This window comes from Streptomyces sp. NPDC002623, assembly GCF_053592635.1.
The window spans coordinates 219,168-229,434 of record NZ_JBSFWB010000016.1; the positions used below are offsets into that span (position 1 = coordinate 219,168).

Consider the following 10,267-nt stretch of genomic DNA (forward strand, 5'->3'; position numbering starts at 1 on the left):
TCAGCGAGAGTTCCCGGAGCCGACCGCAGGTCTTCGCCGCACCAGCGGCAGCGGATCCGCAGGCTCCAGCCCCGGGTCGTCGGTACGGAACGTCCGCACCCGTCCCGGCTCCGACTGCGGGGTCTCGAACCGCACGGTGACCCGGCCCAGCCCACTGCCCTGCACCCACCCGTGCCCGAGCTCGGCATGCCGCACATCGTGTCCAGGACGCCACTGACGCTCGGCCCCCACCGGCTCCTCACGGACGGGCTCGTCCGCGAGTTCCTCCTCGATCCCCTCCGACCGCTCCTCCGCGGCCTGCGCGAACAGGTCCTCCTGCGTGAAGTCCGCCAGACCGCTGACGCCCACCCCGAGGAGCCGCACCCCGCCCGTCGTGTCCACGGAGTCCAGCAACCGGGCCGCCGCCTCCCGGATCACCGTCGGATCGTCGGTGGGCCCACGCAGCGTCTCGGACCGGGTGAGCGTCGAAAAGTCGTAGCGCCGCACCTTCAGCACGATCGTCCGCCCCGACAGACCGGCCCCCCGCAGCCTGCGCACACACCGGTCCGCGAGCCGCTGCACCTCCAGCTCGACCCGGACCCGATCGTGGATGTCCACGTCGTACGTGTCCTCGACCGAGACCGACTTGGTCTCCCGCTCGGACACCACGGGCCGGTCGTCACGCGCCAGCGCCATCGCGTACAGGGCATGCCCGTGGGCCTTGCCCAGCAGCCGAACCAGCTCGTCCTCACCAGCCTCGGCGATCTCGTCGACCGTGGTGATCCCGGCCCGCCTCAGATGGTCCCCCGTCGCCGGGCCGACCCCCGGCAGGATCCGCGCCGACATGGGCCCGAGCAGCGCCCGCTCGGTGCCCGGCTCGATCAGCGCCAGGCCGTCGGGCTTCGCCTGCTCCGAGGCGATCTTCGCGAGCATCTTGCAGGAGGCCAGCCCCACCGAGCCGGTGAGACCCGTGACAGCCCGTATGTCCGTGCGCAGCCGGACGCCGGCCAGCTCCGCCGACTCACTGTCCCAGGCCGCTTCCCCGGCCTCCAGATCCACGAACGCCTCGTCCAGGCTCAGCGGCTCCACCAACGGCGAAAGCGCTCCCAGCAACGCCATGACCTGCTCGCTGATCGACCGGTAGAACGCGAAGCGCGGAACGAGATAGGCGGCGTTCGGGGCCAGTCGGCGCGCCTGGGCCATGGGCATCGCCGAGTGCACCCCGAAGACGCGCGCCTCGTAGGAAGCGGTCGCGACCACTCCACGGGGCCCCAGACCGCCCACGACCACCGCTTTCCCGCGCAGACTCGGCTTGGACGCCTGCTCCGCCTGCGCGAAGAAGGCATCCATGTCGAGATGCAGGATGGTGGGCGCGTTTCTCACATGTCCGATGCTGCACCACACCACTGACAACGGCGTCGTACCGCCGCCCCGAGCCCCGCGAGGAGCCTCAGACCGCCCGGTTGCGCCGACGCGCCAGCTCGTCCGCCGGATTGTGCCCGACGAGCGTCTCACCGGTGTCGACGCGCTCCCCGTGCAGCTGAGAAAGCGCGTTCTCGACGTCCCGCCACACCACGCCCACAGCGATCCCGAAAACGCCCTGACCGCCCTGGAGCAACGCGTGGACCTCGTCGGGCGAGGTGCACTCGTAGACCGTCGCGCCGTCGCTCATCAACGTCATGCGCTCCAGGTCGCTGAACCCGCGCTCGCGCAGATGCTGCACGGCGGTGCGGATGTTCTGCAGCGACACCCCGGTGTCGAGGAACCGCTTGACGATCTTCAGGACGACGACGTCCCGGAAGCTGTACAGACGTTGTGTGCCGGACCCGTGCGCGGGCCGCACACTCGGCTCGACGAGCCCGGTGCGCGCCCAGTAGTCCAGTTGCCGATAGGTGATGCCCGCGGCCGCACAGGCCGTCGGACCGCGATAGCCGATCTGCTCGCACGCCATGGACGTCGCCCCTCCGCTGCTCGGCACGGCCGCCGGCCGTTGCGGAGCCTGGTCGGCAGCGCCGCTCTGCTGGGGGTATCCCCTGCTCGAACTCAGCTGAGAGCTCGGGGGAGGGTACGGACCGCTCCCCCCGACACCGAGTCCGGGGGCACCCCCAGCCGTACCGTCGCCGCTGCTTCTCACGCCGACCTCCGTCCTTGACCTGCCTTCTCGACGGTAGGCAGTCACCAGGGGTGCGTCAACGATCGCCACACTCGGCACGCCGAGTGATAATCACCCTAGGAGTGGTTTCCCGCACCCCACCGCGGGGAAAGGCTAGCCGAATGCGCTGAGAAGTAGCCGTAGGACGCTCTCAGTCGCCGCTGGCATTTGCCGGAAACGAGACGGGCGTCCCCATGCAGGACGCCCACATGTCGCGTATGTGCCGGCTACTGGTTGCTGGTGCCGAAGTCCTCGGGCGAGATCTGGTCGAGGAACTCGCGGAACTTCTCCACCTCGTCCTCCTGCTCGTCCGGAATGGCGATCCCCGCGTCGTCGAGCACCGTGTCGCTGCCGTAGATCGGCGTTCCGGTGCGCAGCGCCAGCGCTATGGCGTCGGACGGGCGCGCGCTCACCTCGACCCCGCTGGCGAAGACCAGCTCCGCGTAGAAGACGCCCTCCCGCAGATCCGTGATGCGCACTTCGGTGAGCTCCTGGCCGACGGCTTCGAGCACGTCCTTGAACAGGTCGTGGGTCAGCGGTCGCGCGGGAGCCATGCCCTGCTGGGCGAAGGCGATCGCCGTCGCCTCCCCCGGTCCGATCCAGATGGGAAGGTAACGGTCGCCTCCCACTTCACGCAGCAGCACGATCGGTTGGTTGGAGGGCATCTCGACCCGGACACCTACGACATCGAGCTCGTTCACACAGCAACCCTAGGCCGTGCCCGGGACGTTTGGGTAGTCGGGCCGGGAACGGGTGACCGATCCGCCCAGGGCGAACCCGCCCGCTCAGGGCAGCCGCACCCCGAGCGCGGTCTGCACCAGCGCCGCATGCAGCCGGACCGTGAGCCCCGCCAGCTCCTTCGTACGGGCCTCCGCAAGCACCCTCGTCTGCGGGTTGCGATGACGCTTGAGCGGGGCGACCACCTGGTCCACCAGCCCGGCCTCACGATCGGCCGCGGCCTTCATCACCCGCAGATGCCGGGGCTCGATCCCGAACCGCCCCAGCTCGGCCACGAGCGCAGCCACCGTGGCGGCCTCGGCGTCGTAGGCACCGTCCTCCAAGGGCACGACGAGCCCGTACGCCTCCCACTCCTCGAGCTCCGGCTCACCGATCCCCGCGGCCGCCAGCAGCTCGGCCCGCCCGATCCGGGCGACCGTGGGCGCGTCCGACGGCTCCAGAAAGGCCTCGCCGTCACGCTGGCGACCCACGGTCGGCAGTGGCGCGGCCTCGCCCCGCTCCATGGCGTCCAGGTGCTCGCGGATGACCTTGAGCGGCAGATAGTGGTCCCGCTGCATCCTCAGTACGTGACCGAGGCGCTCGACGTCCTGCGCGCTGAACTTGCGATACCCCGAAGGGGTCCGCTGCGGATCGATGAGCCCCTCCGACTCCAGGAAACGGATCTTGGAGATGGTGACTTCGGGAAACTCGTCGCGCAGCGCGTTCAACACGGTGCCGATGCTCATCGGACCACCGTCCGCGGCGGCGGTGCCCGGTCCGGCACCGCCCCTCGGTGTTTGAAGCATGGACCTTCCCTGGGTTCCCCCCGGATGGACTCCGGGGGAGGGTCAGTAGCCCCGCTGGCTCGCGTAGAAGACCAGCCGGTACTTGCCGATCTGCACCTCGTCACCGTTCGCCAGAGCGACCTCGTCGATCCGCTCCCGGTTGACGTACGTGCCGTTCAGACTGCCGACGTCCGCCACCCTGAACGTGCCGTCCGGGTTGCGCCGGAACTCAACGTGACGGCGCGAGACCGTCACGTCGTCGAGGAAGATGTCGCTCTGCGGGTGCCGGCCGGCCGTGGTCAGGTCGCCGTCCAGCAGGAAGCGACTGCCCGAGTTCGGACCGCGGCGCACCACCAGCAGCGCGGAGCCCAACGGCAGCGCGTCGACCGCGGCCTGCGCCTCGGGAGAGAGCGCGGGCAACTGCGTCTGGCCGGTGACCTCGGCGTCGTAGGCCTCGAGACCGGAGATGGAGATGGTGGAGGTCGTCTCCGACGGACGCTCGGGCGTCAGCCCGGGACGCAGCGGAGCTCCGCAGTTGGAGCAGAAGCGGCTGTTCTCCGCGTTGCGGTTACCGCACCTCGTACACACCAGGGCCGACATAGGGGAAAACCCTCCACCCGTACTTGAGGCTGACGGTTGGCCGAAACCTATGCCGCCGGACTGCGCAGGGTCAACCGACGCCGCACCCTGACCTCCGGAAATGTCACCGCCGGGACCACCCACCTGGTCCCTGAACAGCGGCCGCTGACCCTCCGCGTCGGGCTGTGCGCGATGACGAGCGGTCGCGTTGTCGCTACCCTCTCGCGCGCTCTTGCCGAACAACTTCGCAAACAACTTCACGGGCGATTCCCCTTGACCGAAACAGACCCGCCCGTGGGGCAGGACGAACCCTGACTGAATACACCGGTCGACCCGGACACCTTCACAACGTCCGTGTCCACCTGACAGTTTCCACCACGCACCACCCGATCGGTGCGTCGACCCCCCGCAACCTCATGCCCCTGCCGGACGCCCCCCATGCACCCCCGGTTCACTGGGCCGACGACCGAGCGTAGTCAGGCTGCTTCGCCGCTCGCAAGGCGTCCACGACGATCTTGTCCGACCGCTCGACGGTCACGGTGGCCTGCTCCTTCTCAAGAGTCTGCACCACGCCTCCAGGGATGTTCAGCGCCGGCTCGAGGTCCTGCGGATTGCCGATGACCTTGAAACGAAACGGTGTGTTGATCTTGTTCCCGTCGACGCTCACGCTGTCGCCGGAATCCGTCAGGAAGGTGTCGGCGACGACCCGTACACCGTTCACCTGGATCGCTTCGGCCCCGGCCGCGCGCAGCTCCTGGATCGCGTCGAGCAACATGTCCGCCTCGACCGTCCCCTTCGTGTCCTCGATGGTCATCGTGATGCCGGGCCCCTGAGCAGCCACCGTGCCCGCCAGAATGCCGAGTTGCTTCTCCTTCTCGACCGTCTGCTTGCGGGCCTCCTCGGCCTGGTCGGAGCTGTTCTCCAGCTCCTGCTGCTGCTTCTCGAGACCCTGCTTCTCGTCCTCAAGACGCTGACTGCGGTCGTCGAGTTCATCAAGGATGCGCACGAGATCTTCCTGACGCGCCCCGCGCAGGGCGTTTCCGCTGTCGCTGTTGGACGCGACCTGGACGGCCAGGCCGAAGCCGAGGCCGAACAGCAGCAGCGCGACGATGAGTTGCGCCCTGGAGACCCGCGGCGGCCAGATCCCCTGCACCAGCCGCTGCCTGCCGGTCAGCACGGGGTCGGCCGGCTGCTCGGGCTCTTCGCCGACGGACGACGTCACCGGGACCTCGTCGGGCAACTCCTTGCGCAGCCTGTTCGCGGGCGCCTCGTCCTGGTTGCTCATCCGCCTCACGCCCTGAAGACGTGCCGACGGATCGCCGCGGCGTTGGAGAAGATCCGGATGCCCAGGACGACCACGACGCCGGTGGACAACTGCGACCCCACGCCCAACTCGTCCCCCAGGAACACGATCAACGCGGCGACGACCACGTTCGACAGGAACGAGACCACGAACACCTTGTCGTCGAAGATGCCGTCCAGCATGGCCCGCAGCCCGCCGAACACGGCGTCGAGCGCCGCCACCACGGCGATCGGCAGATAAGGCACGACTGCCGCCGGCACCTCGGGCTGAACCAACAGGCCGGCCACGACTCCCACGACGAGGCCCAGTACGGCGATCACGATGTGCCCTTCTCACTTCTCGGCTGAGCTGTACGAACGATCACACTCGGTGCGGCGGGCAGCCGGACGTCGTCCGCCACGGAAATGGCCGTCCGGATGCCGTAGTTCTCCTGCAGGGCGTTCAGATACAGCCCGTCCGCACTGTTCTGGAACCTGGTGCTCAGGTTTTTCCCGTCCCCCACCGCGAGCACCGTGTACGGCGGCACCAGCGGCTTGTTGTCGACCAGTATCGCGTCACCCGCGGCCCTGATCGCCGACAGCGCCGTCAGCCGCTGCCCGTTGATGGAGACGGCCTCGGCGCCCGACGCCCACAACCCGTTGACCACGCGCTGCATGTCACGGTCCCGCACCCGCCCGGTGTCGGAGAAACCGGAGGTCTCGCGCGGATCGCCGTCACCGCCCGTGGTGGCTTCCTCGGCGTCGTCCACGACCAGCTTGACTCCCGGCCCGTGCACCTCGACGGCACCCGACAGAACGCCCACCAGGTCCGACCCGTCACCGCCGCCGCTCTGCTTGAGCGCCTCCTGCTGCCGCGCGCTCACGTCGTCGCGGAGCTTGTCGACAGTGCTCTCGAGCTCGTCGGCAGCATCCGTCTCACGGTCGATGCGGTCGATCAGCTCCTCGCGCTCCTTGGCGACGACCGGAGCCGCGACCCGCGCCTGAGCCGCCCCGACGGTGACCACGAGGGCCGCGAGCACCAACCCCGCCGCGAGACCGAGCTTTGCCCGCACCGTCCTGGGCAGACCACCGGAGCCATCGGCCCGCTTCCGGGCGGCGGCCTCTGCATAGCCGTCGTCGAGGCTGTGGTCCATGACGTTGGTGAGCAGCGACATGGAGGCGTCCGGGCGCGACACGCGCGCGGGTGTGCTCCGAACGGGGGGCTGCTGCGGCATGCCGCACATCGTCGCACGTCGCGCCGCGTACCTCCGAATGGCCCCACCGGCGTGCCGGACAGGCCCCCTTGGGGACACTTGTCCGGCACGCGCGCGTGAGCGTGTGCGTGCGCGTGGTTCAGCGCCCTGCGCTGTCCACGACCGCCGCCCATTCGTCGAGCAGGGCCTGCGCGGACGCGTCGTCCGGCCCCTCGGCCCACAGATGGGTGACGGCCTCGGCCGGGTCGGGCAGCACCATCACCCAACGCCCGTCCGTCTCCACCACCCGTACACCGTCGGTGGTGTCCACAAAGCGGTCTCCGGCCGCTTCGACGACCCGTCGCATCACGAGGCCCTTGACGGCCCACGGAGTCGCCAGATCCCGCTTCAGGACGTGCGCCCGCGGAATCCGCGCGTCGATCTGGCTCAGGGTGAGCTGCGTCCGAGCCACCAGCCCGATCAGCCGCACAAAGGCCGCCGTACCGTCGAAGACACTGCTGAACTCCGGGACGATGAACCCTCCCTTGCCGTCGCCGCCGAAGATCGTCGTCTCGTCCTGCCCCACCCGGGTGAGGTCGTCGGGCGAGGTCGTCGTCCACTCGACCTGCGTCCCGTGATACGCCGCGACCTGCTCGGCGATCCGGGTCGTGGTCACCGGGAGGGCGACCCGTCCGCTGCGCCGCTCGGCGGCCACCAGGTCGAGCAGCACGAGCAGCGCCCGGTCGTCCTCGATGATCCGGCCCTTCTCGTCGACGAGAGAGAGCCGCTCACCCACCGGGTCGAACCGCACGCCGAACGCGGCCCGCGACGAAGCCACGATCTCCCCGAGCCGCACGAGCCCGGACCGCCGCTGATCGCCCGTCTCCGTGGGCCGTGCCTCGTTCAGGCCGGGATTGATGGTCAGCGAGTCCACCCCGAGCTTCCCGAGGAGACTCGGCAGCACCAGCCCGGCACTGCCGTTCGAGGCGTCCACCACGACCTTCAGCCCGGACTCGGAGATCCCCGTCGTGTCCACGTTCCGCAGCAGCGACCCCGTGTACGAGTCGAAGACGCTGGCCGGGAAATGCAGATCCCCGATCTCTCCCGGGAACGCACGCCGGTACTCCTGCCGCGCGAACACCCGGTCCAGCTTCCGCTGACTGCCCTGTGAGAGGTCCGAGCCCTGTCCGTCGAAGAACATGATGTCCACGGAGTCCGGCACCCCGGGCGAGGTCCGGATCATGATCCCGCCGGCACTCCCCCGCGCGGTCTGCTGCCGCGCCACGGGCAGCGGCACGTTCTCCAGGTCCCGTACGTCGATGGCGCTGGCCTGGAGCGCGGAGATCACCGCCCGCTTCAGCGCACGGGCACCACGGGAGTGGTCCCGGGCCGTCGTGACGGTGGACCCCTTCTTCAGCGTCGTGGCATAGGCGCCGGCGAGACGCACGGCCAGCTCAGGCGTGATCTCGACATTCAGGATCCCCGACACCCCGCGGGCGCCGAAGAGATGCGCCTGTCCCCGGGACTCCCAGATCACCGACGTATTGACGAACGCGCCGGCTTCGATGGTCTTGAAGGGATAGACCCGCACATTGCCCTGCACGATCGATTCTTCACCGATCAGGCATTCATCACCGATGACGGCGCCGTCCTCGATCCGGGCCGCTCGCATGATGTCCGTGTTCTTACCGACTACACAGCCGCGCAGATTGCTGTGCTGCCCGATGTACACGTTGTCGTGCACCACGGCCTTGTGCAGGAAGGCTCCGCTCTTGACGACGACGTTGGATCCGACGACCGTGTGCTCACGGATTTCGGCGCCCGCCTCGACCTTCGCGTAGTCCCCGATGTACAGGGGCCCCCGAAGTACGGCATCGGGATGCACTTCGGCCCCTTCGGCCACCCACACGCCCGGCGAGATCTCGAACCCGTCGATATCGACGTCGACCTTGCCCTCCAGCACGTCTGCCTGGGCCTTCACGTAGCTCTCGTGCGTGCCCACGTCCTCCCAGTAGCCCTCGGCGACGAAGCCGTAGACCGGCTTGCCCTCCTTCATCAGCTGCGGGAAGACATCACCGGACCAGTCGACGGGCACATCGGCCTCGACATAGTCGAAGACCTCGGGCTCCATGACGTAGATACCCGTGTTCACGGTGTCCGAGAAGACCTGGCCCCAGGTCGGTTTCTCGAGGAAACGCTCGACCTTGCCCTCTTCGTCGACGATGGTGATGCCGAATTCCAGCGGATTGGGCACACGCGTCAGACAGACCGTGACCAGCGCGCCCTTCTCCTTGTGGAAGCTGATCAACTCGGTGAGGTCGAAGTCGGTGAGCGCATCGCCGGAGATGACGAGGAAGGCGTCGTCCTTCAACGCCTCCTCTGCGTTCTTGACGCTTCCGGCGGTACCGAGTGGCTTCTCCTCGTTGGCATAGCTGAGCTCCATTCCGAGCTCTTCGCCGTCACCGAAGTAGTTCTTGACCAGCGACGCCAGGAACTGAACAGTTACGACGGTCTCATTGAGCCCATGCCTTTTGAGCAGCCTCAGAACGTGCTCCATGATCGGCCGGTTGGCCACCGGCAGGAGCGGCTTGGGCATGCTCGAGGTCATCGGACGAAGGCGTGTGCCTTCGCCTCCGGCCATCACGACGGCCTTCATGTCGGAAGCGTCCTCCTAAAGAGACGACGGTCTAGCCGACTTCACCCGTCCAGATTGTCCCGCACTTTTCCGCCGCGGGCCATCGAGCCACTGCTACCGCCGATCGGCGAGGTCAGCCGGCCATGGCGTCCGCACGAACGAGACGGCGGACCTGTACCACGTAGAGGACTCCTGCCCACCAGTAGAGCGTTGTACCCCATCCTGCGAACGCCCATCCGAAAATAGCAGCGAGTGACGCCAGCCATCCACTTCCGTCACTGAGAAGAAGCAGCGGGAAGGCGTACATCAGGTTGAAGGTCGCGGCCTTCCCGAGGAAGTTCACTTGCGGCGGCGGATAGCCGTGTCGCCGGATGATGAGCACCATCACCAGCAGCACAAGTTCCCGCACTACAAGTACAGCCGTCAACCAGATGGGGAGAATCTCGCGCCATGTGAGGCCGGTCAGAGTGGCGACAATGTAGAGGCGGTCAGCGGCCGGGTCCAGGAGCCGGCCGAGGCTGCTGACCTGATTCCAGCGCCGCGCCAGCTTGCCGTCCAGGTAGTCGCTGACTCCGCTCAACGCCAGCACCAGAAAAGCCCAGCCATCGCTCTTCGGGCCCCCGAACTCCGGCCTGAGGATCAGCCACAGGAACAGGGGCACGCCGACGAGGCGAGCCATGCTCAGGATGTTCGGGATGGTGAAGACCCGGTCTGTCTGGACACGGGTCTCTTGGACCTCCACCCGGGAGCCTCCAGTAGGAAATGAGCCAACGATGCCCCCTGACCTTACCCCAACGCAAAAAAGCTCCGGCTCTTGGGCTGTCTGCCCAAGAGCCGGAGCTCTAAAAGGAGTTCGGCGGTGTCCTACTCTCCCACAGGGTCCCCCCTGCAGTACCATCGGCGCTGTAAGGCTTAGCTTCCGGGTTCGGAATGTAACCGGGCGTTT

General features: G+C 68.0%; 10 protein-coding genes and 1 rRNA gene. All 11 read right to left on the reverse strand.

Annotated elements, in window-relative coordinates; translation table 11 throughout:
• The gene (locus tag ACWD4O_RS28095; RefSeq protein ID WP_451283923.1) at positions 1-1,362 is read right to left on the reverse strand and encodes a DNA polymerase IV; all 1,362 of its coding nucleotides are present in this window, start codon (positions 1,360-1,362) and stop codon (positions 1-3) included.
• 67 nt (positions 1,363-1,429) lie between these two features.
• Entirely contained in the window at positions 1,430-2,113 is a 684-nt protein-coding gene (locus tag ACWD4O_RS28100) for a MerR family transcriptional regulator (protein WP_451283925.1), read from the reverse strand.
• A 245-nt stretch (positions 2,114-2,358) separates the two neighbouring features.
• Positions 2,359-2,832: a bifunctional nuclease family protein gene (locus ACWD4O_RS28105; protein WP_004934251.1), complete on the reverse strand. Its 474-nt coding sequence runs from the start codon at positions 2,830-2,832 to the stop codon at positions 2,359-2,361.
• 84 nt (positions 2,833-2,916) lie between these two features.
• Entirely contained in the window at positions 2,917-3,654 is a 738-nt protein-coding gene (ftsR, locus tag ACWD4O_RS28110; RefSeq protein ID WP_451283927.1) for a transcriptional regulator FtsR, read from the reverse strand.
• Positions 3,655-3,696: 42 nt separating this feature from the next.
• Positions 3,697-4,581 carry an FHA domain-containing protein gene (locus ACWD4O_RS28115; RefSeq protein WP_450949482.1) on the reverse strand — a complete coding sequence of 295 codons (885 nt, stop codon included), beginning with the start codon at positions 4,579-4,581 and terminating at the stop codon, positions 3,697-3,699.
• Between the two features lie 82 nt (positions 4,582-4,663).
• Positions 4,664-5,497 carry a DUF881 domain-containing protein gene (locus ACWD4O_RS28120; RefSeq protein ID WP_451283929.1) on the reverse strand — a complete coding sequence of 278 codons (834 nt, stop codon included), beginning with the start codon at positions 5,495-5,497 and terminating at the stop codon, positions 4,664-4,666.
• Between the two features lie 5 nt (positions 5,498-5,502).
• A complete protein-coding gene (locus tag ACWD4O_RS28125) occupies positions 5,503-5,835 on the reverse strand; it encodes a small basic family protein (RefSeq protein ID WP_020133151.1) in 333 nt (110 codons plus the stop codon).
• On the reverse strand, positions 5,832-6,668 hold the full coding sequence (locus tag ACWD4O_RS28130; RefSeq protein WP_451283962.1) for a DUF881 domain-containing protein: 837 nt from the start codon (positions 6,666-6,668) through the stop codon (positions 5,832-5,834). The genes ACWD4O_RS28125 and ACWD4O_RS28130 overlap by 4 nt, the downstream gene beginning before the upstream one ends.
• A 178-nt stretch (positions 6,669-6,846) precedes the next feature.
• On the reverse strand, positions 6,847-9,342 hold the full coding sequence (locus tag ACWD4O_RS28135; protein ID WP_451283932.1) for a sugar phosphate nucleotidyltransferase: 2,496 nt from the start codon (positions 9,340-9,342) through the stop codon (positions 6,847-6,849).
• A gap of 112 nt (positions 9,343-9,454) precedes the next feature.
• Entirely contained in the window at positions 9,455-10,063 is a 609-nt protein-coding gene (locus ACWD4O_RS28140) for a CDP-alcohol phosphatidyltransferase family protein (protein ID WP_451283933.1), read from the reverse strand.
• 109 nt (positions 10,064-10,172) lie between these two features.
• A 5S ribosomal RNA gene (rrf, locus tag ACWD4O_RS28145) occupies positions 10,173-10,267 on the reverse strand; the annotation flags it as partial.

Excerpts from the sequence above, each read along its gene's own strand:
- ftsR (WP_451283927.1), bottom strand. The coding sequence starts at position 3,654 with ATGCTTCAAACACCGAGGGGCGGTGCCGGACCGGGCACCGCCGCCGCG.
- ACWD4O_RS28120 (WP_451283929.1), bottom strand. The coding sequence starts at position 5,497 with ATGAGCAACCAGGACGAGGCGCCCGCGAACAGGCTGCGCAAGGAGTTG.
- ACWD4O_RS28130 (WP_451283962.1), bottom strand. The coding sequence starts at position 6,668 with ATGTCGCTGCTCACCAACGTCATGGACCACAGCCTCGACGACGGCTAT.
- ACWD4O_RS28135 (WP_451283932.1), bottom strand. The coding sequence starts at position 9,342 with ATGAAGGCCGTCGTGATGGCCGGAGGCGAAGGCACACGCCTTCGTCCG.